Source organism: Stutzerimonas chloritidismutans AW-1 (assembly GCF_000495915.1).
Taxonomy (GTDB): domain Bacteria; phylum Pseudomonadota; class Gammaproteobacteria; order Pseudomonadales; family Pseudomonadaceae; genus Stutzerimonas; species Stutzerimonas chloritidismutans.
On sequence record NZ_AOFQ01000062.1, the window covers coordinates 25,453 to 50,387 of the forward strand.

25 protein-coding genes and 1 pseudogene are annotated in these 24,935 nt (G+C 63.2%); 3 read left to right on the forward strand and 23 right to left on the reverse strand.

The window, feature by feature from the left end:
• Positions 1-16 precede the first annotated feature (16 nt).
• The 3 genes from fleN to flhA form a co-directional block, all read right to left on the reverse strand.
• Positions 17-844, reverse strand: coding sequence for a flagellar synthesis regulator FleN (gene fleN, locus F753_RS44900; protein WP_023446679.1), 828 nt, complete (start codon positions 842-844; stop codon positions 17-19).
• Positions 845-935: 91 nt separating this feature from the next.
• Complete coding sequence (gene flhF / locus F753_RS44905) at positions 936-2,228, reverse strand: flagellar biosynthesis GTPase FlhF (RefSeq protein ID WP_023446680.1); 1,293 nt, start codon at positions 2,226-2,228, stop codon at positions 936-938.
• 15 nt (positions 2,229-2,243) lie between these two features.
• Positions 2,244-4,364, reverse strand: a complete 2,121-nt coding sequence (gene flhA, locus F753_RS44910; protein ID WP_023446681.1) for a flagellar biosynthesis protein FlhA — start codon at positions 4,362-4,364, stop codon at positions 2,244-2,246.
• Positions 4,365-4,585: 221 nt separating this feature from the next.
• Between flhA and sodC the strand changes: the two genes are divergently transcribed.
• On the forward strand, positions 4,586-5,107 hold the full coding sequence (sodC, locus tag F753_RS44915; RefSeq protein WP_023446682.1) for a superoxide dismutase family protein: 522 nt from the start codon (positions 4,586-4,588) through the stop codon (positions 5,105-5,107).
• A 43-nt stretch (positions 5,108-5,150) separates the two neighbouring features.
• Here sodC and flhB read toward each other — a convergent pair.
• The 18 genes and pseudogenes from flhB to fliE form a co-directional block, all read right to left on the reverse strand.
• Positions 5,151-6,288, reverse strand: a pseudogene (gene flhB, locus F753_RS44920) (flagellar biosynthesis protein FlhB).
• Positions 6,289-6,315: 27 nt separating this feature from the next.
• Entirely contained in the window at positions 6,316-7,092 is a 777-nt protein-coding gene (fliR, locus tag F753_RS44925; RefSeq protein WP_014820856.1) for a flagellar biosynthetic protein FliR, read from the reverse strand.
• 4 nt (positions 7,093-7,096) lie between these two features.
• The gene (gene fliQ / locus F753_RS44930) at positions 7,097-7,366 is read right to left on the reverse strand and encodes a flagellar biosynthesis protein FliQ (protein WP_023446684.1); all 270 of its coding nucleotides are present in this window, start codon (positions 7,364-7,366) and stop codon (positions 7,097-7,099) included.
• Between the two features lie 11 nt (positions 7,367-7,377).
• The gene (fliP, locus tag F753_RS44935; protein WP_023446685.1) at positions 7,378-8,154 is read right to left on the reverse strand and encodes a flagellar type III secretion system pore protein FliP; all 777 of its coding nucleotides are present in this window, start codon (positions 8,152-8,154) and stop codon (positions 7,378-7,380) included.
• Complete coding sequence (gene fliO / locus F753_RS44940) at positions 8,154-8,573, reverse strand: flagellar biosynthetic protein FliO (RefSeq protein ID WP_023446686.1); 420 nt, start codon at positions 8,571-8,573, stop codon at positions 8,154-8,156. The genes fliP and fliO overlap by 1 nt, the downstream gene beginning before the upstream one ends.
• A gap of 1 nt (position 8,574) precedes the next feature.
• Positions 8,575-9,048, reverse strand: a complete 474-nt coding sequence (gene fliN / locus F753_RS44945; protein WP_003299587.1) for a flagellar motor switch protein FliN — start codon at positions 9,046-9,048, stop codon at positions 8,575-8,577.
• Positions 9,049-9,088: 40 nt separating this feature from the next.
• Positions 9,089-10,060 carry a flagellar motor switch protein FliM gene (gene fliM / locus F753_RS44950; protein WP_014820859.1) on the reverse strand — a complete coding sequence of 324 codons (972 nt, stop codon included), beginning with the start codon at positions 10,058-10,060 and terminating at the stop codon, positions 9,089-9,091.
• 13 nt (positions 10,061-10,073) lie between these two features.
• On the reverse strand, positions 10,074-10,607 hold the full coding sequence (gene fliL / locus F753_RS44955) for a flagellar basal body-associated protein FliL (RefSeq protein WP_031298308.1): 534 nt from the start codon (positions 10,605-10,607) through the stop codon (positions 10,074-10,076).
• A 244-nt stretch (positions 10,608-10,851) separates the two neighbouring features.
• The gene (locus F753_RS44960) at positions 10,852-12,090 is read right to left on the reverse strand and encodes a flagellar hook-length control protein FliK (RefSeq protein ID WP_031298309.1); all 1,239 of its coding nucleotides are present in this window, start codon (positions 12,088-12,090) and stop codon (positions 10,852-10,854) included.
• A gap of 165 nt (positions 12,091-12,255) precedes the next feature.
• On the reverse strand, positions 12,256-12,606 hold the full coding sequence (locus F753_RS44965; RefSeq protein WP_014820862.1) for an Hpt domain-containing protein: 351 nt from the start codon (positions 12,604-12,606) through the stop codon (positions 12,256-12,258).
• A gap of 28 nt (positions 12,607-12,634) precedes the next feature.
• A complete protein-coding gene (locus F753_RS44970) occupies positions 12,635-14,326 on the reverse strand; it encodes an ATP-binding SpoIIE family protein phosphatase (RefSeq protein WP_031298312.1) in 1,692 nt (563 codons plus the stop codon).
• A 1-nt stretch (position 14,327) separates the two neighbouring features.
• Complete coding sequence (locus tag F753_RS44975; RefSeq protein WP_003299593.1) at positions 14,328-14,633, reverse strand: STAS domain-containing protein; 306 nt, start codon at positions 14,631-14,633, stop codon at positions 14,328-14,330.
• Between the two features lie 237 nt (positions 14,634-14,870).
• Positions 14,871-15,323 carry a flagellar export protein FliJ gene (fliJ, locus tag F753_RS44980; protein ID WP_023446690.1) on the reverse strand — a complete coding sequence of 151 codons (453 nt, stop codon included), beginning with the start codon at positions 15,321-15,323 and terminating at the stop codon, positions 14,871-14,873.
• A 3-nt stretch (positions 15,324-15,326) separates the two neighbouring features.
• Entirely contained in the window at positions 15,327-16,685 is a 1,359-nt protein-coding gene (fliI, locus tag F753_RS44985) for a flagellar protein export ATPase FliI (protein ID WP_023446691.1), read from the reverse strand.
• Entirely contained in the window at positions 16,675-17,451 is a 777-nt protein-coding gene (gene fliH / locus F753_RS44990; protein ID WP_023446692.1) for a flagellar assembly protein FliH, read from the reverse strand. Before fliH ends, fliI begins: the two co-directional genes overlap by 11 nt.
• Before the next feature lie 19 nt (positions 17,452-17,470).
• Positions 17,471-18,487: a flagellar motor switch protein FliG gene (fliG, locus tag F753_RS44995; protein WP_014820867.1), complete on the reverse strand. Its 1,017-nt coding sequence runs from the start codon at positions 18,485-18,487 to the stop codon at positions 17,471-17,473.
• A complete protein-coding gene (gene fliF / locus F753_RS45000) occupies positions 18,480-20,261 on the reverse strand; it encodes a flagellar basal-body MS-ring/collar protein FliF (protein ID WP_023446693.1) in 1,782 nt (593 codons plus the stop codon). Before fliF ends, fliG begins: the two co-directional genes overlap by 8 nt.
• Before the next feature lie 13 nt (positions 20,262-20,274).
• Complete coding sequence (gene fliE / locus F753_RS45005; protein ID WP_003299599.1) at positions 20,275-20,604, reverse strand: flagellar hook-basal body complex protein FliE; 330 nt, start codon at positions 20,602-20,604, stop codon at positions 20,275-20,277.
• 255 nt (positions 20,605-20,859) lie between these two features.
• Here fliE and F753_RS45010 point away from each other — a divergent pair, with 255 nt between their 5' ends.
• The gene (locus tag F753_RS45010) at positions 20,860-22,047 is read left to right on the forward strand and encodes a benzoate/H(+) symporter BenE family transporter (RefSeq protein WP_023446694.1); all 1,188 of its coding nucleotides are present in this window, start codon (positions 20,860-20,862) and stop codon (positions 22,045-22,047) included.
• 45 nt (positions 22,048-22,092) lie between these two features.
• Here F753_RS45010 and F753_RS45015 read toward each other — a convergent pair whose 3' ends face one another.
• A complete protein-coding gene (locus tag F753_RS45015; protein WP_014820870.1) occupies positions 22,093-22,854 on the reverse strand; it encodes an SDR family oxidoreductase in 762 nt (253 codons plus the stop codon).
• Positions 22,855-23,071: 217 nt separating this feature from the next.
• Between F753_RS45015 and F753_RS45020 the strand changes: the two genes are divergently transcribed.
• Positions 23,072-24,076, forward strand: a complete 1,005-nt coding sequence (locus F753_RS45020; protein ID WP_023446695.1) for an NADP-dependent oxidoreductase — start codon at positions 23,072-23,074, stop codon at positions 24,074-24,076.
• Positions 24,077-24,127: 51 nt separating this feature from the next.
• On the opposite strand, the gene pyrF is transcribed toward F753_RS45020, so the two are convergent.
• Complete coding sequence (pyrF, locus tag F753_RS45025) at positions 24,128-24,823, reverse strand: orotidine-5'-phosphate decarboxylase (protein ID WP_023446696.1); 696 nt, start codon at positions 24,821-24,823, stop codon at positions 24,128-24,130.
• Positions 24,824-24,935 lie beyond the last annotated feature (112 nt).

The window sequence follows — 24,935 nt, forward strand, 5'->3', positions numbered from 1 at the left end:
GCGGATCCGGCACCTGTCATTCGTGGCTGGGTGAAGCGGGGCTGATGAGGCGCTCTACGAAGAACTCGAGATGACCCCGCGGCGTCGCCGGCAGCGGCCAGGTATCAACCTTCTGCGCGATCGCCTTGAAGGCTAGTGCACATTTCGAGCGCGGGTACGCTTCATAGACTGCGCGCTGCTTCTGCACGGCCTTGCGCACCGCTTCGTCGTAAGGAACCGCACCGACATACTGCAGCGCCACGTCGAGAAAGCGCTCGGTAACCTTGGTCAGCTTGGCGAACAAATTGCGGCCTTCCTGCGGTGCGTGCGCCATATTGGCCAACACGCGGAAGCGGCTGATGCCGTAATCGCGGTTCAGCAGCTTGATAAGTGCATAGGCGTCGGTGATGGACGTGGGCTCGTCGATGACCACCAGCAGCACTTCCTGAGCTGCGCGCACGAAGCTCACCACGGAATCGCCGATGCCAGCCGCGGTGTCGATGATCAGCACGTCGAGCTCGTCGCCAAGCTCGCTGAACGCCTGGATCAACCCGGCGTGCTGCAGGGAAGACAGCTGCACCATGCTCTGCGTGCCGGATGCGGCCGGCACTACGCGGATGCCGCCCGGCCCCTGGATCAGTACGTCGCGCAGATCACATTCGCCGGCGATGACGTCAGCCAGGGTGCGCTTGGTGGTAAGCCCCAGCAGCACGTCGACGTTGGCCAGGCCAAGGTCGGCGTCAAGCAACACCACACGCCGGCCGAGGTCCGCCAGCGCCAGTGCCAGATTGACCGACACGTTGGTCTTGCCGACGCCACCCTTGCCGCCAGTCACCGCAATCACCTGTACGGGATGCATACCCATGTTCACATGCCTATATCTTGCTGGGGCCTTGCGGCCGGCGATGCGTCCGCATGGCACGCATCTGATTCATTCGAGTACCGCTGTCGCAGCATCATCCAGCCCGCCGTGACGAGCCGTTGTACAACCCGGCGAACATGTCGGCCATGGTTTCTTCGCTCGGCTCCTCGCCGGACTGCAGGCTCACCGCCCGACTGACCAGCTGATGGCTGCGCGGCAGATGCAGGTCGTCAGGAATCCGGGGACCATCGGCCAGGTAGGCTATCGGCAAATGCTGGCTGATCGTGAGACCGAGCACATCGCCAAGGCTGCCCGCCTCGTCGAGCTTCGTCAGGATACAACCGGCCAGCCCACAACGACGATAGTTGTGCCATGCGGCCTTGAGCACCTGGCTCTGGCTGGTTGCCGCCAGCACCAGGTAATTCTTCGATTTGACGCCTTTGTCCGACAGCGCTTCGAGCTGCATGCGCAGCGTCGGATCGCTTGCCGGCAAGCCGGCGGTGTCGATCAGGATGATCCGCTTACGCGCCAGCGAGGCCAGCGATTTGCTCAGCGGCTGACTAGGATCGATCTGCACCACCGGCACGTCGAGGATCCGGCCCAGTGTCTTGAGTTGCTCCTGCGCACCGATCCGATAATTGTCCATGCTGGCCAGCGCAATGCTCTGCGCGCCGTGTTTCAGCACGTAGCGAGCAGCCAGCTTGGCCAGCGTCGTGGTCTTGCCGACGCCTGCTGGGCCGACCAGAGCAATCACACCGCCCTCTTCCAGCGGCTCGTTCTTGGTGACCTTGATTGCCTGCGCCAGATACGCCAGCACCATGCGCCAGGCCTGACGCGGCTCGTTAATGCCGGCGACCTTTTCCAGCAGGCTACGCGACAGCTCGGCCGGCAGGCCCAGGCGCTGCAGACGGCGCCAGAGGCCTGCCTGCTGCGGGCGACGGCTCTGCTCCTGGCCCCAGGCGATCGAGCCGAGCTGCACTTCGATCAGCTCGCGCAAACCGTGCAGTTCCGAGTACATCGCTTCGATGGCACGGGAGTCGGCTGCGGGGGAAGGCTCGGCGACCGTATCGGGCTGTGCCTTGCTGGCCGCGACGACAGGCTTCTCGTCAACCAGTTGACGATCCTGCATCTTCGCGCGCGGCGCAGCGCTCAGCTCGGCATGTGCATTGGCCAGGCGCGACTGCGTCTTGCGCAATTCGGCTTCCAGCGCCGGGTTGGGCTTGTTGGCCGCCGGCGCGGACTGCATGGGGTAATCGAGCACAGCGGTCAGCTCGACGCCACCGGCCACCCGGCGATTGCCGATGATCACGGCATCGGCGCCCAGCTCGTCGCGAACCATTTTCATGGCGATGCGCATATCGGCGGCGAAGAAACGTTTGACCTGCATGGCCTGCACCCTCGGTTAATTCTGACCCACCGTCGAGACGATGGTGACCTGCTTGTTGTCCGGTATTTCCTGGTAGGCCAGAACATGAATGTTCGGTACCGCCAGACGCGCGAATCTCGACAGCATCGCCCGTACCGGGCCGGCTACCAGCAGTACCGCCGGCTTGCCGAGCATTTCTTGACGCTGTGCTGCTTCTACCAGAGACCTTTGCAACTTTTCGGCCATTCCCGGCTCCAGCAAAATGCCGTCTTCGGAGCCTTGACCCGCCTTCTGCAGGCTATTGAGCAAAATCTGTTCCAACCGAGGCTCCAGAGTGATCACAGGCAGCTCCGGCTCTAGTCCCACAACGTTTTGCACGATTGCGCGAGACAACGCGACGCGTACCGCAGCAACCATTGCGGCGGGATCTTGACTCTTGGCGGCCGCATTGGCGATGGCCTCGGCGATGGTCCGGATGTCGCGCACCGGCACCTGCTCCTGCAGCAAGGCTTGCAGCACCTTGAGCAGCGTGGACAGCGAAACCATCCCGGGCACCAGCTCCTCGGCCAGCTTGGGCGAGCTCTTGGCCAGCAGCTGCAACAGCTGCTGGACCTCCTCATGGCCAAGCAGTTCGTGGGCATGCTTGTGCAGCACCTGATTGAGGTGGGTGGCGACCACGGTACTGGCATCCACCACGGTATAACCAAGCGACTGCGCCTGATCACGCTGGCTCGCTTCGATCCAGACCGCCTCCAGCCCGAACGCCGGGTCTCTGGCGGTAATGCCATTGAGCGGCCCGAACACCTGGCCCGGGTTGATCGCCAGCTCCCGATCCGGATAGACCTCAGCCTCGGCCAGACTCACCCCCATCAGCGTCAAGCGATAGGCGTTGGGCAACAGATCGAGGTTGTCACGGATGTGAACCGAGGGCATGAGAAAACCCAGGTCCTGCGAGAGCTTCTTGCGTACGCCCTTGATTCGCGCCAGCAGCTGGCCACCCTGGTTGCGATCCACCAGCGGAATCAGACGGTAGCCAACTTCCAGCCCCACCATGTCCACCGGGGTTACATCGTCCCAACCCAGCTCCTTGGTTTCGGCCGCACGCTGGGCCGGGAGCAGATCCTGCTGTTTCTGTACTTCCTGCTCGGCCTTCTTCACAACCTGCTTCTGCCGATGCCAGATCCAGTAGGCACCCGCTGCAGCCGCGGCGCCAAGGCCGAGGAAGGACATGTGCGGCATGCCGGGAACCAGGCCCATGGCAATCATGATTGCCGCGGAAACGGCCAGCGCCTTGGGCGAGGCGAACATCTGCCGCTGCACCTGCTGCCCCATGTCCTCGGAACTGGTAACGCGGGTAACCATGATGGCCGCCGCGGTGGACAGCAGCAGCGAAGGAATCTGCGCAACCAGGCCATCACCGATGGTCAGCAGTGCATAGACCTGGCCGGCATCGCTGAAGGTCATACCGTGCTGCGCCATGCCGATACCGACGCCGCCGATCAGGTTGATGAAGAGAATCAGCAGACCGGCGATGGCGTCACCACGGACAAACTTCGAGGCACCATCCATGGAGCCGTAGAAATCAGCTTCCGACGACACTTCACTACGACGCTTCTTGGCTTCTTCCTGATCGATCAGGCCAGCATTGAGGTCGGCGTCGATAGCCATCTGCTTGCCGGGCATGGCATCGAGGGTGAAACGCGCGCTGACTTCCGAGATACGGCCGGCACCCTTGGTCACCACGACGAAGTTGATGATCATCAGGATCGCGAACACCACGATACCGACGACGTAGTTGCCGCCGATCACCACATTACCAAAGGCCTCGATCACATGGCCGGCAGCGGAGCCGCCTTCATGACCGTTGATCAGCACCACCCGCGTCGACGCCACGTTCAACGCCAGACGCATCAGTGTGGCAACCAGCAGAATCGTCGGGAACACTGCGAAATCCAGCGGGCGCAACGCATAGACGCTGACCAGCAGCACGACGATCGACAACGCGATGTTGAAGGTGAACAGCAGATCCAGCAGGAACGGCGGCACCGACAGCATCATCATGCCCATCATCACGAGCAGCAGCAGCGGCACGCCGAGGTTGCCGCGCCCCGCACCCGTCAGGCCATTGCGAATATTGATGAGTTGCGTGCGATCCAACGTAGCCCCCGGGGATACAGAACGAATTCTTGACGCGACAAGCGTCCTGCCCGGGTTATAGCAAGAAGGGGTCCAACTTCTGCGGCCCGTCGCAGAGCCCGCCGCACGGTCTGTCCCCAGGCAGACCTGCGAGCCGCTGCGCCAGCGAACGCCACCGACAACTGGCAGTCACACTAGCAACCGGCGACAGCCCGTCGCCGTTCGTACAAAGGAGCTTCCAGATGAAACAGTGGATCATCGCCGCGCTGGCCGGCTGCACTGCGGTCGCCGTTCAGGCTGATACATTGAACGTCAAGGTGAACGCCGTGACGGCCCAGGGCGTCGGCGAATCGGTCGGCAGCGTCAAGATCGAAAACAGCGAATACGGGCTGGTGTTCCGCCCCGAGCTATCTGGCCTGCAGCCTGGCGCCCACGGCTTTCACGTTCACGCCAAGGGCAGTTGCGAGCCGGCCGAGATCGATGGCAAGCAGACCCCGGCCGGCGCAGCGGGCGGTCACTGGGACCCGAAGAACAGCGGAAAGCATGGCGAACCCTGGGGTGACGGCCATATGGGCGACCTGCCGGCGCTGTACGTCAACAGCGAGGGCAAAGCCAGTCAGCCAGTGCTGGCGCCGCGCCTGAAAAGCCTGGGCGATATCAAAGGCTTGGCGCTGATGGTTCACCAGGGCGGAGACAATCATTCCGACCATCCGCAACCCCTCGGCGGTGGCGGTGCGCGGGTCGCCTGCGGCGTCATCGAATAACGCTGGGACACGCAGCGAGCCGCCGATCGCCGCGTGAAGCGCCTCAGTCGTCGCGGCGCAGATTCGGCGGGATGGGCACATCATTCAAGGGGGCCGGCCGCCGCCCCTTGCCCGCGCGGTACTGGCGCAGCTGATAGACGTACGCCAGTACCTGCGCCACTGCCAGGTAAAGGCCGGCGGGAATCTCCTGGTCCAGTTCGGTGGAGTAGTACACCGCCCGAGCCAACGCAGGTGATTCCAGCACCGTCACCTTGTGCTCCTGGGCGATCTCGCGAATCTTCAGCGCGACGAAGTCGCCGCCCTTGGCCACCAGCCGGGGCGCACCGCCCTTGTCGCCGTCGTATTTCAGGGCGACGGCGAAGTGCGTCGGGTTGGTGATCACTACGTCTGCCTCGGGCACAGCCTGCATCATGCGCCGCTGCGCCGCCTCACGCTGCAGCTGGCGGATGCGTGACTTGACCTCCGGTTTGCCCTCGGAATCCTTGTACTCGTCCTTGACCTCCTGCTTGGTCATCATCAGCTTCTGCTTGTTGTCCCAAAGCTGGAACGGCACATCCACCGCCGCGATCAGGATCAAGCCGCAGGCCATCCAAAGGGCGCACCAGCCGACCACCTCGGCGCTGTGCATGATGGCCAGATCCAACGGCTGCTTGGCGATTGACAGCAGATCGTCCTGATACGCCGAAAGCACCGCCAAAGCGACGCCGAGCACCACCAGAAATTTGCCCAGCGCCTTGAGCAGCTCGACCAGCGCCTTGGTGGAGAACATCCGTTTGAGCCCCGCAGCAGGATTCATCCGGCTCATCTTCGGCGCCATCCCCTTGGCCGAGAACAACCAGCCACCCAGCGATACCGGGCCGACGATCGATGCGATCAGCAAGGCGATCAGCAGCGGCATGATCGCCTCCAGTGCAATCATACCGCTGCCCATCAGCAGTCGTACCATGGAGCCTTCGTCGAGCAGCGTTTCCCGGCTCAGCTCGAAGGTACCCTGCATCATTGCCATCAGGCTCTGCGCCAGACCTGCGCCAGACGCCAGCAGCCCGCCGATACCGCCAAGGGGTCACGGCGACCGTACTGAGCTCGCGGGAACGGGCCAACTGCCCTTTTTCGCGCGATTCGCGCAGGCGTTTCTCTGTGGGTTCCTCACTTTTGTCCGCGCCGCTTTCGCTCTCAGCCATGCGCGACCTCCGACCCTGTCGCTCTCATCAGCGCGCTCCCGCCAGCTCACGCAGCATGGCCAGCGCCTCGCTGACAAAAACCTGGTACTGCGCAAAGATGTCCGCCATGCCGATCCAGACGATGATCAGGCCCAGCACCAGGGTCAACGGAAAGCCAATGGAGAAGATGTTCAATTGCGGCGCGGCCCGCGTCATCAGGCCGAACGCCAGGTTCACCACCAGCAGTGCGGTGATCGCAGGCAGCACCAGCAGCAGCCCGGCGCCCAAGACCCAACCCAGCTTGCCCGCCACCTCCCAGTAATGATTGGTCGACAGACCACCACCTACCGGCAGCGTCACGAAGCTCTCGGCAAGAATCTCCAGCACCACCAGATGGCCGTTTACCGAGAGGAACAACAGGATCACCAGCATGTTGAAGAACTGACCGAGCACCGGCACCGAGATGCCGTTGGCAGGATCGACCATCGACGCGAAACCCAGGCCCATCTGCATGGCCAGCAACTGGCCGGACACGATGAATACGTGGAAGAAAAGCTGCAGGACGAACCCCAGCATCACACCGATCACCAGCTGCTCGGCGATCAGCAGCAACGAGGCCAGGCTGAGCGACTCCACCACCGGCATGGGCGGCAACGTCGGCACCAGTACCAGGGCGATGGCCAGCGACAGGTAAAGCCGCACCCTCATCGGCACCAGCTGCGTACCAATCAGCGGCATGCTCATCAGCAAGGCGGCGATGCGGAACAGCGGCAGCAGGAACTGCCCTACCCAGCCGCCGATCTGCGCATTGCTCAGCTCAAGCACGCGCTTACCCGATCAGCAACGGAATGTTCTGGACAAGGTTCTGGGTGTACTCCATCAGCTCGCGCACCAGCCATGGCCCAGCCCAGATCAGCGTCAGCAGCATCACCAGCAGGCGCGGCAGGAAGCTCAGGGTCTGCTCGTTGATCTGCGTCGCGGCCTGGAGCATCGCCACCACCAGGCCGACCAGCAGGCTTGGCACCACCAGCACGCCGACGATCATCGCCGTCATCCACAGCCCTTCGCGAAACAGGTCCACCGCTACTTCTGGAGTCATATGCGTGGTTCCTAAAGCGTGCCGAAACTACCGGCCAGCGTGCCGATGATCAGACCCCAGCCGTCCACCAGCACGAACAGCATGATCTTGAACGGCAACGAGATGATCAGCGGCGACAGCATCATCATGCCCATCGCCATGAGCACGCTGGCCACCACCATGTCGATGATCAGGAAGGGAATGAAGATCATGAAGCCGATCTGGAACGCCGTCTTCAGCTCGGAGGTGACGAACGCCGGCACCAGGATGGTCATCGGTGCAGCTTCCGGCGATGCGATATCGGTGCGTCGTGACAGCCTGACGAACAGCTCCAGATCGCTCTCGCGGGTCTGCGCCAGCATGAAACCCTTGAGCGGCACCTCGGCCCGGGCGATCGCTTCCTGCGCCGGGATCTGCTCACTGAGGTAAGGCTGCAGCGCTTCCTGGTTAATCCGCTCGAACACCGGCGCCATGATGAATAGCGTGAGGAACAGGGTCAGGCCGATGAGGATCTGGTTCGACGGTGTCTGCTGCAGCCCAAGCGCCTGACGCAGGATGGAAAACACGATGATGATGCGGGTGAAGCTGGTCATCAGCATGACGAACGCCGGAATGAAGCTCAGCGCCGTCATGATCAGCAGAATCTGCAGGCTGACCGAGTATTCCTGCTGCCCTTCCGCGTCGGTGGTCAGAGTGATCGCCGGAATCGAGAGCGGGTTGTTTCCCTGGGCCAGGATGCCGGAAGACTCCTGCGCCATGGCGAGCGGGCCGAGCAACATCAGCGCGACCACCAGCAGAATGCGCAACATCAAGGCTTATCCTTGTGGTCCTTGCCGAGCAGCTCCATCAGACGCTGGGCGAATTCAGGGTTGGCCGGCTCGGCGTCCGGCAGGTGCACCGGCTCCTGCATCACGTGCAGTGGCGTGATGCGGCCGCCACTGAGGCCGATCAGGATCTGCTCGCCGCCGACCTGGACCAGCACCAGCCGCTCGCGAGGCCCCAGCGCCTGGGTGGAGATCAGCTTGATCACCTGAGTGCCGCGGGGGTTCAGCTGCTGAACCCGACGCAGCAGCCAGGCGAGCAGGAAGATCAGTCCGATCACTAGCAACAGGCCGAGCATCAGCTTGCTCAGCTGAGCGCCCATGCCCGCGCTGCTCATGCTGGTTGCCGGCTCCGCGGCGAAGGCTGGCAGCGCGACGAACACTGCCAGGAATACGAGCGCGCGCACGTCAGCGCAGCTTCTTGATGCGTTCGGTCGGGCTGATCACATCGGTCAGCCGGATGCCGAACTTCTCGTTGACCACCACCACCTCGCCGTGGGCGATGAGCGTGCCATTGACCAATACGTCCAGCGGCTCGCCAGCCAGACGATCGAGCTCCACCACCGAGCCCTGGTTGAGCTGCAGCAGGTTGCGGATGCTGATTTCGGTACTGCCGACCTCCATCGAGATGGAAACCGGGATGTCGAGGATCACATCCAGGTTCGGGCCGTCCAGCCCCAGCTGCACGCCATTGGACTTGGGTGCGCTGGCGAAATCCTCCAGCGGTGCGCGCGGAGCGGCCGGGGCGGCTGCTTCCGGGCCCTGATTCAGCAGCGCATCGATGTCGTCCTGGCTGGCGTCGCCGGCTTCGGCCAGCGCTGCAGCCCATTCATCGGCCAGCGCCTGTTCCTCGGGGGAGGTGTTGTCGTGTTCGTCTGCCATCGCTAATCCTCGATCGGCTCGAATTGAGTAAAGGGCTGGCTCAGCGTGGGCGGACCACGGGCTCCAGCACCTGCAATGCCAGGTTGCCTTTGTGGGCACCCAGCTTGACCTTGAAGGACGGCATGCCATTGGCACGCATGATCATGTCTTCTGGCATTTCCACCGGGATCACGTCGCCCGGCTGCATGTTCAGAATGTCGCGCAATTTCAGTTGCCGCCTGACGACAGTCGCGCCGAGCGGAACGTTGACGTCGAGAATGTCTTCGCGCAGCGCCTTGACCCAACGCTCATCCTGGTCACTGACGTCCGACTGGAAGCCGGCATCCAGCATCTCGCGGATCGGCTCGATCATCGAATAAGGCATGGTCACGTGCAGGTCGCCGCCGCCGCTGTCCAGTTCGATGTGGAAGGTGGAAACCACCACCACTTCGCTGGGGCTGACGATGTTGGCCAGGGCCGGATTCACTTCCGAGTTGACGTACTCGAAGTTGACGTCCAGCACCGCGTGCCAGGCTTCCTTGAGATCGGTGAAGGCCTGATCGAGCACCATGCGTACGACTCGCAACTCGGTCGGGGTGAACTCGCGCCCCTCGATCTTGGCGTGGCGACCGTCGCCGCCGAAGAAGTTGTCCACCAGCTTGAACACCAGCTTGGCGTCGAGAATGAACAGCGCCGTGCCACGCAGCGGCTTCATCTTCACCAGATTGAGGCTGGTGGGTACATACAGCGAATGCACGTACTCGCCGAACTTCATCACCTGCACGCCACCGACCGACACATCGGCCGAGCGACGCAGCAGGTTGAACATGCTGATGCGGGTGTAACGGGCGAAACGCTCGTTGATCATTTCCAGGGTGGGCATGCGCCCGCGAACGATGCGGTCCTGACTGGTCAGGTCATAGCTCTTGATGGATCCCGGCTCGGAATCGCTTTCGGTATCCACCAGACCGTCGTCGACCCCGTGCAGGAGCGCATCGATCTCGTCTTGCGAGAGCAGGTCTTGAACAGCCATCTGCGGCAGCCTTCTATTGCAATACGAAGTTGGTGAAAAGCACTTGCTCGACGGCAAGCTTGCCAATTTCCTTCTGCGCCAGTTCCTGCACGCTGGCAGTCGCCTGCTGACGCAGCATCTCCTTGCCCACGGGCGTTTTCAACGCCTCGAAGTCCTGACTGGAGAACAGCATGACCAATCGGTTGCGCAACAACGGCATATGCACTTTCAGTGCATCCAGCGCAGCCTGATCACGCGACATCAACGCAATGCTGACCTGCATGTAACGCTGGCGCCCCTTGTTGCTGAAATTGACCACGAAGGCCGGCATCAGGACTTCATAGATCGCCGGCTGCTTGCCGGAGGCAGTGGTCGCGGCCTCTTCGGCCTTGTCGTCACCAAGGTCGCCGCCCTTGTTCATGAAGTAAAGCGTACCGCCGATGGAAAGCCCTACGGCCACCAACATGGCGACCACGATCACCAGGATGAGTTTCAGCTTTCCCTTGCCTGCCGGTTCCGCTTCCGGTCCGGTTGGCGGCACTGTTGGTGGAGCCTGTTTCTTAGCCATGCCAAATATCCGTCATCAACAGCGTTCGATTCTGATTTCAGGAGTTAGGAGCAACAGCTGTGCCAACGTTAATGCACGCCGGTACGGCGCAGCCTCGGGCTCCAGGCAGTGCGCTCACAAGGTATCAGGAAAAGGATGGAGATAACGCCTGGATAGGCGACGCGAAAGCGATTGCAGCGACGGGCGGCGGAAAACCGGCGCGCACCTGAACCGAGGCGCCGGATTATCCCTAAAAGCGGATGGCTCAGGCGTAGTAGTCGACGAGTCCGCGATCACCGGCGACTCGATTGGAGGCGATTTCCGTCACGCCGAGCTCCACCTCATCGCCTGCCAGATCGCCCTCACCCGACGCTCCACCCCGCGAGGAACCACCATCGGCTCCGCCTTGCCAGCCACGCGCCAGCGACTGATCGGATACGTTCACGTCCATCAGGTTCATGCCCTGCTGGGTGAACATTTCCCGTAGTCGCTGCATCTGCCCTTCCAACGCGTCGCGCACCCCCGCATGCGGGCTGAGGAAGGTCACCTGCGCCTGGTCCTTGGTCAGGTCGATGCGTACTTCCATACGACCGAGTTCAGCCGGGTCGAGTTGGATTTCCGCCGACTTGAGATTCTGGCTGGACAGCCACATCACGCGGTCGACGACCGCCTCGCTCCAGCCGGACTGCTGCATCTGTACCGGTTGACCCGGCACCAGTTGCGGACGCTGCGATTGCTGCACCTGCTGAGCGATGGCCTGGCTCAAGGGGTTGAGGCGCCCCGCAGCCAGTTCGCTGGCGCTGGCACGACTCTCCTTTGGCGCCTCCACGCTTTCCAGCAGGTCCTTGGTCAGCAATTCCACATCGAGCTCTTCGCCCTCACCCGCGTCCTGACTCGCCAGCAACGCGCTGGCAAAGCCATCGTCAGCCGAGGCCTTCGCCTGCGCATCGGTCAGCGGGTTCTGCAATTGCTGCTGGGCCGTCTTCTGCATAGCTGCCGGGGTTTCGGTCAGCGTACGCATGCCGGCCAGTGTTGCTTCGTCCGCATCGACGGCCTCATCGCCGGCGATGCCGGCAGCGGCCGTCGGCAGCCCCGGAAGCAGGGAGACAGCATCGACCTCGGTTTCAGGCTGGGCTTCGGACTCCGCCACGAACTGCGTGCCAAGACCAAGCAGCAGCATTGGATCGAGCTCCGCCTCCGGAATTTCCTCAGCCGGCGTTTCGGGAGGCAAGGTATTGCCGCTTTCGGCAACCGCCGGCTTCTCGTCGGTGGTCGCCTCCGCCGTTTCCTGCTCGCGCTTGTCCTCGACCGGCTTGTTGCGGCTGGCCTCGTTGCGCACCGGGCGCTCGGCTGGTTTCGTCTGACGCTCCTTGGCGTAGACATCGGAGAAGCTGGCGCTGCCGCTGTCTCGCCCTTCACGCGGCATCTCCGGCGCTTTGGCCGCAGCTTTGGGACGTGCGTCGACGGAAGGGGTTCTAAGCAACAGGTCGGGGGAAACAGCCATGAGGTCATTCCGCTACGGATGGATCGTGGCGGAAGCAGAGCAAGTTCCGGGCCAGCGGCATGAATGCCGGAAAAACGCCAGGAAGCGCGCTGACATGAACAGAAACGACGGCCCGGCGGCAGCGGCTCTGCTATTAGCGGGCACCGGCGTCAGAGATTTGGCCACTCAGCCGTGGCGCTGGCGCTCGGCGCGGAACAGGATGCCGACGATGGCGAACTCCCGCTCGATGGATTCGATGAGCGCCGGGGCTTGGGCGAGGTTCTCCTCCCGAGCGGCACTCTCGAGCTCCTGGCAGAGGTCGGCCAGCAGCGTCGCGCCCATGTTGCTGCAGCTGCCTTTGAAGCTGTGCGCAGCACGCCGCAAGGTTTCAGACTGGTCGGCGAGACAGGCCTGGCGGAGCAGCCGAACGCGCTCCTCGGAGTCGGCAAGAAAGGTATCCAGCAGCGCCGGATACTCACTCTCCATCACGTCCTGCAGCGTGGTCAGCACGGCGCTGTCGAGATGAGTGTTGGACACCGGTACACCCCTGAGTGAAAGCGGACGATTATGCCTCAGCCTGCCAGGCGAACTCCACGCTCAGCCCGCGCCCATCCGACTGCCAGTCGAATCGGTCGCTCAACTGGCGCACCAGATGTAAGCCGCGCCCACTGAAGCGGTCGCTGCCAAACTGCGCCTGCAACGCGCGCGACACGTCGAAGCCCGAGCCGCTGTCGCTGATGCCGATGCGCAGGCGCCCTCCATGCGGGGAGGTCTTGATGTTCAGCTGCAGATGCACATGACCGTCGACCAACGCCTGCAGGCGTTGTTGGCGTAAGTCGTAGTAATGCTTGAAACCGTCGGCATCACACTTGAGGCTCGAATCGAGTCCGAGCACGCCATGCTCCAGGGCATTGGAATAGAGCTCGCCCAACACGGTGTAGATCTCACCGACACGCGAGCGCAACTGATTGACCTGCAGCAGGATCTGCAGCAACGAAGGCAATGGATTGCCGCTGCGCAGGCTGTCGGCACGCAGCTCGAGCCGAATCGACCAGTCCATCGGCCGTGAGCGGTGCGCGGTGGCCGGGGCAATCGACGGCATCGTGATCACCTCCGGGCTGACTACGACCTCGACCAGGCTCAGGTCGTCGTGCTGCTGGCCGTGGAAATCCAGCAGCGCCTGCTCGATCTCGTCGAACAGCCGTGCCGGATCGTCGTTGGCGTCCAGCACGGCGAGCAGGCGCTGCTCGCCGAACAGCTCGTCATTGGCATTGCGACTCTCGACCACGCCGTCGGACAGCAGCAACAGCCGGTCGCCGGGGGCCAAGGGGTAGTGCTCGAACTTGTCGTCCAGCGCCGCCGGGGAGACGACACCAAGCGGCAGGTGACGGGATGCCAGGGCCGTGCGCCGGCCGGCCGCGCCGATCAGGTAACCGTCGGGCAAACCGCCGTTCCACACCCGCAGGCTGCCCTGTTTGGGATCGATATCGAGCAGCGTCGCGCAGCAGAACATTTCCACCGGGAGGATCTGTTTGAGCTTGGCATTCATCTCGCGAAGGATGTCGGTGCTCGAATAGCCTTTCGCCGCCATCCCGTAAAAGGTTTCCGCCAGCGGCATGGCCCCGATCGCGGCGGGCAGCCCGTGGCCGGTGAAATCGCCGAGCAGGACAAACATCTGCCCCGCCGGGGCCTGCGCCGCCAGCAGCAGGTCGCCGTTGAACAGCGCCTGCGGCGACTGGCGGAAGCGGATGGTCGGCGCGCTCAGGCAACCAGCATGTGCGACTTTGTCGAAGATCGCCTTGGCGGCCCGATGTTCGTCGAGCAGCTGCTGATTGCGCCTGGCGATCAGATCGCGCTGCTCGAGCACGGTCGCCTGCAGGCGGCGCAGGCGATGCATGGCCTGAATCTTGGCCTCGAGAATGATCGGGTTGTAAGGCTTGGCGATGAAGTCGTCGCCGCCAGCCTCGAGGCAGCTGACCAGCGCTTCGTGCTCGGTCAGCGAGGTGAGAAAGATGATCGGGACCAGCTCATCGCCGGCCAGTTGCTTGATGCGCCGCGCCGCCTCGAAGCCATCCATCACCGGCATCAGCGCGTCCATCAGCACCAGCTGCGGCCGCTCCTCCTGAAACAGCTCGACCGCCTCCTGCCCATCGGCTGCCGTCAGCACCCGGTGGCCCTGCTTGGCGACGATGGTGGAAAGCAGCATCCGATCGACCGGGCTGTCCTCGGCGATCAGGATCGACAGCCGCATGGGCATGTCAGGCGATCACGAACAATTGTTCGAAATTCGACACCGACAGGATCTTGCGCACATCGCCGTTGCAGTTGAGCAGGCGGATGTCCGCCTCGTCGCCACCGGCGTGATCGCGCAACAAGAGCAGCATGCCCAGCGCCGAACTATCCATGTAAGTGGTGCCTTGCAGATTGACCACGTAACGCTGCGGATTCACGTCCTGACGTTGGTAAGCATCACGGAAGGCCTGATGCGCATTGAAGTCGAAGCGTCCGCTGATGGATATGGTCAACTCCTGGCCATCCGTCGAAGGCTGCGAGGTAATGGTCATGTGGCACTCCTGATCCGGTACGTCTTGAAAGCGGCTTGCGAGCAGCCGTCGCGATAAGCGAAATGAACAGCCGTGTACCGGCTGAAAGGCGGCCACCCGGTTCTGAGACTTATCCTCGGAAGAGCCAGATGGCAGCTGAAACGATCTGTTGGCGGTCGCCGCGCTGAAACGCGGTCAAGATTTATCATTCAAGCAGCGGTACGGCAAGCACGAATCCGGCCTGAGACCGTGGCTGGATCACTGCTCACGCGTTCTCCCGGACAGCCGCTGGGCGTACTCGTCGAGCAACTTCTGCTCGCGCTTGTCCGCCGCGATCCGCGCTTCCTTCTGATAGCTTTCGACCAGCTTGCTCAGGCCTTCGACACGCGCATGGCGCTGGTGCCACTGCTGGCGCAGCTTCTTCAGGTTGTCGCGGTACCAGTTGACGCTGCGCTGCTGCTGCCCGATGGCCGACTCCAGCTGCGACAGGAAGCGCTGGTAATTCATCAGCCACTGCCCCGAGACGCCCTGACTGCCCTGCTGCATCCATTGCTGCTGGTAGTCCCTGAAGTACTGCTCCAGCTCACCGAGCTTGGCCTCGGCCTGATTCAGCTGAGTCTGGCCCTGGCCCAGCAACCGTGCGGCCTCCTGCTCGGCCTTTTCGGCCATCTCGATGACCGGCGCCAGGCGCGCCGCCCGACTGGCCGCCATCGGTTAGCCGCCCTGCCGTGGATTGAACACCGCTGCGAGTTGCGCGGCGCTGCGCGTCAGGTCCTCGCTCTCATCGAGGCCCTGGCGCAGGTAACTGACCATCTCGGCCTGGCGCGCGATGGCCATATCCGTTTCCGGATCGCCACCTGGCACATAGGCGCCGACACTGATCAGGTCGCGGCTCTGCTGGTAGCGCGACCAGAGCTGCTTGAAACGCTGCGACGCACGCACATGTTCGGCGCTCACCACCTGTGGCATGACCCGGCTGATGGAGGCTTCGATGTCGATAGCCGGATAGTGGCCTTCTTCGGCCAAACGGCGCGACAGCACGATATGGCCGTCGAGTACACCGCGAGCGGCATCGGCGATCGGGTCCTGCTGGTCGTCACCTTCGGAGAGCACGGTGTAGAACGCCGTGATCGAGCCGCCGCCCTGCTCGGCATTACCGGCGCGCTCGACCAGACTCGGCAGTTTGGCGAACACCGACGGCGGATAGCCCTTGGTCGCTGGCGGCTCGCCGATGGCCAGGGCGATCTCGCGCTGGGCCTGGGCATAGCGCGTCAGCGAGTCCATCAGCAGCAGCACGTTCTTGCCCTGATCGCGGAAGTACTCCGCAATACGGGTGCAGTACTGCGCGGCGCGCAGGCGCATCAGCGGCGCTTCGTCAGCCGGCGATGCCACCACCACGGAGCGCTTGATGCTTTCCTCGCCGAGGATATTCTCGATGAATTCCTTGACCTCACGCCCCCGCTCACCGATCAGCCCGACCACGATGATGTCGGCCTCGGTGAAACGGGTCATCATGCCCAGCAGCACCGACTTGCCAACCCCGGTACCGGCGAACAGGCCGAGACGCTGACCGCGCCCGACCGTGAGCAACCCGTTGATACTGCGGATACCGACATCCAGTGGCTCGCTGATGGGATGGCGCTTGAGCGGGTTGATCACCGGGCCGACCATCGGCACCCAGTCCTCGGCTTTCATGCCGCCCTTGCCGTCCAGTGCACGCCCTGCGCCATCCAGCACGCGGCCGAGCATGGACATGCCCATCGGCAGTCGTCCGGTATTGACCAGCGGCACGACCCGCGCGCCCGGGGCGATGCCGGCAAGGCTGCCGACGGGCATCAGATACAGCTTGCCGCTGGAAAAGCCCATCACCTCGGCCTCGACCTCGGTGGGGTGATAGCTGTCGTCGTTGATCACCAGGCAGCGACTGCCAACGGCTGCGCGCAGCCCTTCGGCCTCCAGCGTCAGCCCGACCATGCGCAGCAGGCGCCCTTCGAGCATGGGCTGGCTGGGCAGTTTGATCGCTTCGCCATAGGCTTCGAAACGCTTGCCGAAACTGGTTCGCTCAAGGCGCATCGGGCATGTCCAGATCGATGGTCAGATCGGCGGCAGGGGGACGGGTGGCATTCTCGCGCTGCTGTTCGAACAGTTGCTTGATGGCCTGGGTGAGACGCGTCTCGATGCTCGCATCGATGCGACTGTGCTCGGTTTCGATATGACAGCCACCAGGCAGCAGGCTGCTGTCCTCGAGAATTCGCCAGCTTTCCTCGTGCCGCTCGCGCAGCGCCTTGATCAGCTCGAAGTCCTGCGGATTGACGTGGATTCGCACATTGCTGGCGCCCATTGGCAGCAACTTCAGCGCCTCACGCAGCACCTGACGGATCTGGCTGGAATCGATCAGCAGATCACGCTGGATCACTTCGCGCGCCATGTGGCTGACCAGGGTCGCCATGGCGTGCTCGAGATTGCGATCCTGATCGGCAATCGGCTCGAGCAACTGACCCATCAGCTGCTCGAGGTTTTCCAGCCGCGGCGCCAACGCGGCCTCGGCCTCCTGCCGCGCCTTGAGCTGGCCGGCATGGAAACCATCTTTCTCGCCGGTGGCGAAACCTTCGTTGTATGCCTGCTGGCGGATCGCTTCGAGTTCGTCGAGCGTCAGCGGTTTGACTTCCTCGACCGGGACGTCCTCGCTGCGCGCCAGCTCTTCGGCGGGCTCTTCCACGACCCCTGTTGCAGGCAACTCGTCTTCTTCGCCCTGCGGGTCGAAGCTGGGCAGCGACCAGCGATCGAACAGGCTGACGTCTTTCGCGCGTATGACGTCGCTGGGGTTGTCCTTGGCCATGGGTGGAATTCGTACCTGGTTAGATCATCTCTTCGCCGCCCTTGGAACCCAGGACGATTTCACCGGCCTCGGCCATGCGGCGAGCAATGGTAAGGATTTCCTTCTGCGCATTCTCGACATCGCTGACACGCACCGGGCCCTTGGCCTCCAGGTCGTCACGCAGCAGCTCGCCGGCGCGCTTGGACATGTTCTTGAAGACCTTTTCCTTGATGCCGTCGTCGGCGCCCTTGAGCGCCATCACCAGCACGTCGGAGGATACCTCACGCAGCAGCACCTGAATGCCGCGGTCGTCGACTTCGGCGAGGTTGTCGAAGACGAACATCAGGTCTTCGATCTGGCTCGACAGGTCCTCGTCCACATCGCGGATGGCATCCATCAGCTGGCCTTCGATGGAGCTGTCCAGGTAGTTCATGATGTCCGCCGCGCGCTTTACGCCGCCCAGGCTGGCGCGGCTGGTGTTGGTGCTGCCGGAGAACTGCTTTTCCAGGATCAGGTTCAGCTCTTTCAGCGCAGCCGGCTGCACGGTGTTGAGCGAGGACACGCGCAGGACGATGTCCAGGCGCACCTTGTGGTCGAAATGCGAGAGCACCTCGCCAGCCTGGTCCGGGTCGAGATAGGCCACCACGATGGCCTGGATCTGCGGGTGCTCGTAGCGGATCACATCCGCCACCGCACGCGGCTCCATCCATTTCAGGCTGTCCAGACCGCTGGTGTTGCCGCCCAGCAGTATGCGGTCGATCAGGCCGCCGGCCTTGTCCTCGCCGAGCGCCTGGGTAAGCATCTTGCGGATGTAACCGTCGGAGCCGACGCCGAGGCTGGTTTGGTCGCCGACGATCTCGACGAACTCACTCATTACCTGTTCGATCTGTGCCTTCTGCACGTTGCGCATCTGCGCCATGGCAGTACCGACGCGCTGCACCTCTTTCGGACCGAGGTGACGCAGGACCTGCGCAGCGTCGGTTTCACCCAGCGAGAGCAACAGGATGGCGGCCTTGTCGACCTTGTTGAGCTTGGCTTGAACTCGATTGTCATTCATCGGCGTTGATCCACTCTTTCACCACCTGGGCTACCCGTCCCGGGTCATCGGCCACAAGGTTCTTGATCGCGTTCAGCTGGGCTTCATATCCCTCGCTGGGGCTCGGCAGCAGAATGTTCTGCGGGCCGCTCAGACTGACCCGGTCGCTGGCCAGGCCGGAGTCCAGTCCATCATCGTCACCCAGTTCGCCCGGACCGCTGGCAACCTGCAGGTCCTTGCCGCTGGACGGATTGGTGAGGCTCTTGAGCACCGGACGCAGCACACCGAACACCAGCACCAGGATGAACAGCACGCCGAGGACCTGCTTGACCACATCCCAGAACCACGGTTGCGAGTAGAACGGTATCTCTTCGAAGGTCTCACCGGCGCTGTCGGCGACGAACGCGGTGTTGATCACGCTGACGCTGTCGCCGCGGCTGGCATCGAAACCCACCGCGTCTTGCACCAGGCGAGTGAAGCGCGCCAGTTCATCGGCGTTCCATGGCACGCGAACCATCTCGCCGGCCGCATTGAGCGTCATCTGATCGTCGACCACTACTGCCACCGAGAGCCGGCGCAGGCGACCCTGCTGCTGCTTGGTATAGCTGATCGAGCGATCGAGTTCGTAGTTGCGCGTAGCCTGCTCACGCTTGTCGGCCGGATAAGGCGCGAGCATCGGCTGACCGGTCACGGGATCCATGACCTGCTGACCATTGGCATCGAGCAGAGGCTGACCAGGAGCCACGGCACCCGCGGCGGCTGCGGCCTGATTGGCCTGCTCGGGCGCGGTCGCCGGGCCAGGAGGCTGATTGCTCAGGGCGCCCGGCACGCCTTGCGGCGGCAGGCTGCTCTGGCGCTGCTCATTGACGCTCTGTTCGCTGCGCAACGCAGGCTGATCGGGGTTGAAGGTTTCCGAGGTGGATTCGACGGCGCTGAAATCCACGTCCGCGGAGACTTCGGCCTTGTAGCGGCCGCTGCCCAGCACCGGCTGCAGAATGTTGTGCACGCGCTGGGTGTAGAGGCTTTCCATGCGGCGGCTGTAGTCGAACTGCTTGCCGGCCATGCTCAGCTCGGTCAGCTCCTGCTGATCGGACAGCAGGTTGCCCTTCTGATCCACCACGGTGATCTGCGATTTGCCCAGTTCCGGCACGCTAGTGGCGACGAGGTTGATGATCGCCATCACCTGGCTCGGCTCCAGCGCGCGGCCCGGGTAAAGCTCCACCAGTACCGAGGCACTGGGCTTGCGCTCGTCGCGAACGAACACCGAGCTCTTCGGGATCGCCAGGTGCACACGGGCGCCCTTGACGTTGTTCAGGCTGGAAATGGTGCGGCCCAGTTCGCCCTCGAGACCACGACGATAACGGGTCGCCTCCATGAACTGGCTGGTACCCAGGCCCTGTTCCTTGTCGAGGATTTCGAAACCGATGTTGCTGTCGGCCGGCGCGATACCCGCACCGGCGAGCTTGAGACGTGCGCGAGCAAGATCATCCGCCTTGACCAGCAGGGCGCCGGAGTTCGGTTCGACGGTATAGGCGATATCCGCAGCGGCGAGGGTTTCCATCACCTGATTGGCATCCATCCCCGCCAGGCTGCCGAGCAGCGGACGATAATCGGGCTGCTGCGACCAGAGCACCACGGCAAAACCGATCGCCACGCTGGCCGCCAGCCCGACCAACAGGCCGACCTGCCGCAGCATGGACATATCCGAAAGGTTTTCCAGAAAGGACAAGCCCAGCAGGGGCTTCTTGACACCCTCGGGAGTAGCCGGCACCGGAACGTTCACCGCTTCAGCCATGATTCAATCCGCCTCACACCGGCATCTGCATGATGTCTTGATAAGCCTGAACCAGTTTGTTGCGCACCTGGGTCATGGCTTGAAAGGAAACGCTGGCCTTCTGGGAGGCGATCATCACTTCGGTCAGGTCGACACCGCCCTGCCCCATCTCGAAGGCAGATGACAGCTGGCTCGAAACCTGCTGGGTTTCGTGCACTTTATTCACCGCCTGGCCAAGCATGTCGGAGAAGCTTGGAGCGCCGACCTCCTGGGTTTTGACCTCCGGCTTGGCGCGCGCCATTGCATCGGTCTGCATGGCCCGCATTTCCAGCATCAAGCGATTGAATTGAACACCCTGACTCATCTAATCCTCCAACAGCCGCGGTTTTTTTGACGCATCGCGGCAGGCAAAGACTAGATAGCAACAAGGGTGCCAGATCGAATACCAGCGGCCAGGCGCGGCGATGACCTGCACTTACGCCCGTCGCAACTGTTACGTCCAATACGCGGGCGGCTGTACCGCGACGCTACCCGACCACGGCCAATAGGCTCTGTACGATAGGCTGCCGCAGCCGCGCGACGTCATACCTTGCATAACTTGCATAAGTAGAAATCAGCAATGAACGAAATCAGCCGTACCGCCCTGCGCCCCCTCAGTGATAGCTCGCCTTCGACCGTCGTCGCCGGCTTCATCGCCATGCTCACCGGCTATACCAGCTCGCTGGTGCTGATGTTCCAGGCCGGCCAGGCAGCAGGCCTGAGCACGGCGCAGATCTCTTCGTGGATCTGGGCACTGTCGATCGGCATGGCGATCTGCAGCATCGGCCTGTCGCTGCGCTATCGCACGCCGGTGGTGGTTGCCTGGTCGACGCCCGGCGCGGCCCTGTTGATCACCAGTCTGCCCGGCGTGCCGTACGCCGAAGCCATCGGCGCCTTCATCTTCGCCTCGGCGCTGATTGCCCTGTGCGGCCTGACTGGGAGCTTCGATCGGCTGATGCGGCGAGTACCGGCATCGCTGGCTGCCGCGCTGCTGGCGGGCGTACTGTTCAATATCGGAAGCGAGATTTTCCGTGCCGTCGAGGTTCAGCCGGTGCTGGTGCTCGGCATGTTCTTCAGCTACCTGCTGGCCAAGCGAATGCAGCCCCGCTACGCCGTGCTCGCAGCGCTGCTGGTCGGCTGCCTGATCGCCGGCATTTCCGGTCTGCTGGACTTCCAGCGCTTCAGCCTGCAGGTCGCGGTGCCGGTGTGGACCACACCGGCGTTTTCCCTCGCGGCGATCTTCAGTATCGGCATCCCGCTGTTCGTCATCGCCATGGCTTCGCAGAACATGCCAGGCCTGGCCGTGCTGCGTGCCGAGGGGTATCAGGTGCCGGCTTCGCCGCTGATCTCCACCACCGGCATCGCTTCGGTACTGCTGGCGCCGTTCGGCTCCCACGGCATTCATCTGGCGGCGATCACCATGGCCATCTGCGCAGGCCCAGAAGCTCATCCCGACCCGCAAAAACGCTATACCGCAGCTGCCTGGTGCGGGGTGTTCTACGGTATTGCCGGCATCTTCGGCGCAACCCTGGCCGCGCTGTTCGCCGCCTTCCCCGCGGCACTGGTGTTGTCCGTCGCCGCGCTGGCATTGCTCGGCTCGATCGGCTCGGGGCTGACCCAGGCGATGCAGCAGCCCGACGAGCGAGAGGCAGCGCTAATCACCTTCATGGTCACGGCGTCAGGGCTGACGCTGTTCGGCATCGGCGCGGCGCTGTGGGGATTGATCGCAGGTGTAATCACCTTGCTGATTCTGCGCCGTCGTAACTGAGCGGCGCTGAAAGGGGTGCCCGGCCAGACAGCGCCGGGCGCGCCGTCAGATCGCCGTCGCCCCGCCATCTACCGCCAGCGCATGACCGGTAGTGAAGGCGGCGCTGTCGCTGCACAGGTACAGCACCGCGGCGGCAATCTCTTCGACCTTGCCGATGCGCCCGACTGGGTGCATGGCCGCAGCGAACTCCGCCTTGCGCGGGTCGGCCTCGTAGGCACGGCGGAACATGTCGGTGTCGATCACCGCCGGGCATACCGCATTCACGCGAATCTGCTTCTTGGCGTACTCGATCGCTGCCGACTTGGTCAGGCCGATCACCGCATGCTTGGATGCCGCGTAGATGCTCATCTTCGGCGCAGCACCGAGACCCGCAACGGACGCGGTGTTGACGATAGCGCCACCACCCTGCGCCAGCATGACCGGCAGCTGGTGCTTCATGCACAGCCAGACGCCCTTGACGTTGACGCCCATGATCGCGTCGAACTCCGCCTCGCTGCCCTCGGCCAAGCGTCCCTGCTCGATCTCGATGCCGGCATTGTTGAAGGCGTAATCGAGCCGCCCGTACTGCGCCAACGTCTGCTCGATGAGCGCCTTGACCTCCGCATCGCGCGTGACGTCGCAGCGCACGGCGATCGCCTGGCCGCCAGCAGCACGAATGCTTTCTGCGCCATCGCGGATGCCCGCTTCGTCGATGTCGGCCAGCACCACCTTGAGGCCCTGCTCGGCGAACGCCTGCGCAGTGGCGCGACCGATTCCTGCTGCTGCGCCGGTAACCAGGGCAACCTGCCCGGAGAATGTCATGCTCATGATTGTTCTTCCCGAAGAATTCGACTCACCTTGCGCCCGCAAAATGACCGCACAAGGCTTCCCGGTCGAACTTATACCGCTATGCGCTCGCGCATTTAACTGCCGGCACGGTCATATCACCGAACTGGATGCCCGTTCATTCCAGCCTGCTGACGTAGCTTGCGGCGCGGCGCTGGCCGGGCTAAACCAAACCTTTCGCAAACACGAGGCTTATTCCATGACCCTGCTCAACCAGCAATTCCTGCTAGCCCAGCGGCCGATCGGTGCGCCGACCCGGGAGACCTTCGACTACGTCGAGAAGCCGGTGAGCGAGCCTGGCCCCAATCAGATTCTGGTCAAGGTCGAATACCTGTCCATCGACCCGGCCATGCGCGGCTGGATGAACGATGCCAAATCCTACATTCCACCGGTGGGCATCGGCGAAGTGATGCGCGCCCTCGGTGTCGGCAAGGTGATCGCCTCGCAGCATCCTGACTACAAGGAAGGCGACTATGTAAACGGCGCCCTGGGCGTGCAGGCGTACTACCTCGGCGAGCCGAAGGGTTTCTACAAGGTCGACCCGCAACAGGCTCCGCTGCCGCGTTACCTGTCCGCGCTGGGCATGACCGGCATGACCGCCTACTTCGCGCTGCTTGCGGTTGGCCAGCCCAAGGCCGGCGAGACCGTGGTGATCTCCGGCGCCGCCGGTGCGGTCGGCAGCGTTGCCGGGCAGATCGCCAAGATCAAGGGGTGTCGCGTGGTGGGTATCGCCGGCGGCGCGGACAAGTGCCGCTTCCTGACCGAGAAACTCGGTTTCGACGGCGCCATCGATTACAAGAATGAAGACTTGGCAGCGGGCTTGAAGCGTGAATGCCCGAAAGGCGTGGACGTGTTCTTCGACAACGTCGGCGGCGACATCCTGGATACGGTGCTGCAGCGCATCAGCGTCGGCGCTCGCGTGGTGATCTGCGGGGCCATCAGCCAGTACAACAACAAGGAAGCGGTGAAGGGCCCGTCCAACTACCTGTCGCTGCTGGTCAATCGCGCGCGCATGGAAGGTATGGTGGTGACCGACTATGTCACGCGCTATCCCGAGGCGATGCGCGACATGGCCGAATGGCTCGCGAGCGGCCAGCTCAAGAGCAAGGAAGACATCATCGAGGGACTGCAGACCTTCCCGGACACGCTGATGAAGCTGTTCACCGGCGGCAACTTCGGCAAGCTGGTGCTCAAGGTCAGCTGAGCAACTGCCCGCTGCGAAAAAGGCTGAGCCGTGAGGCCCAGCCTTTTTTCGTCATGCCAGCTCGGCCACCACGGCTGCCAGCGCTTGCGCCGGATCGGCTGCCTGCGCGATCGGCCGGCCGATCACCAGATAATCGGAGCCTGCAGCCATGGCCTGGGCCGGAGTCAGGATGCGGCGCTGATCGTCCTGCGCACTGCCGGCCGGACGAATGCCCGGTGTGACCAGCTGTAGCGCCGGGAACTGCGCCTTGAGCGGCACTGCTTCCTGCGCCGAACAGACCAGTCCATCCAGCCCAGCCTGCGCAGCCAGCCCGGCCAGCCGAAGCACCTGATCCTGCGGTGCGATATCCAGACCGATGCCAGCGAGATCGTCCTGCTCCATGCTGGTCAGCACGGTGACACCAATCAGCAGCGGCGTGGGTCCGGCCATACCAGAAAGCGTGTCACGGCAGGCCGCCATCATCCGCAGACCGCCGGAGCAGTGCACGTTGACCATCCACACGCCCAGCTCGGCAGCGGCCTTCACCGCCATCGCGGTGGTGTTGGGAATATCGTGAAACTTGAGGTCGAGGAACACCTCGAAGCCCATTCCCTGCAATGCCTCGACCACCGCCGGACCGCAACGCGTGAACAGCTCCTTGCCGACCTTGACCCGGCAAAGCCGCGGATCGAGCTGGCGCGCCAATGCCAAAGCAGCATCGCGGGAGGGGGAATCGAGCGCTACGATAATCGGAGTCTGGCAGGTCATGACACGTCCTCGGAAAAGTCGGCGCGCATTGTCGCAGAAAACACCACGCGCGACGAAAGCCTCCCTGCGGGGTCAGAATAGCTATCGCAACGCCGATAGTGACCACCCTGAC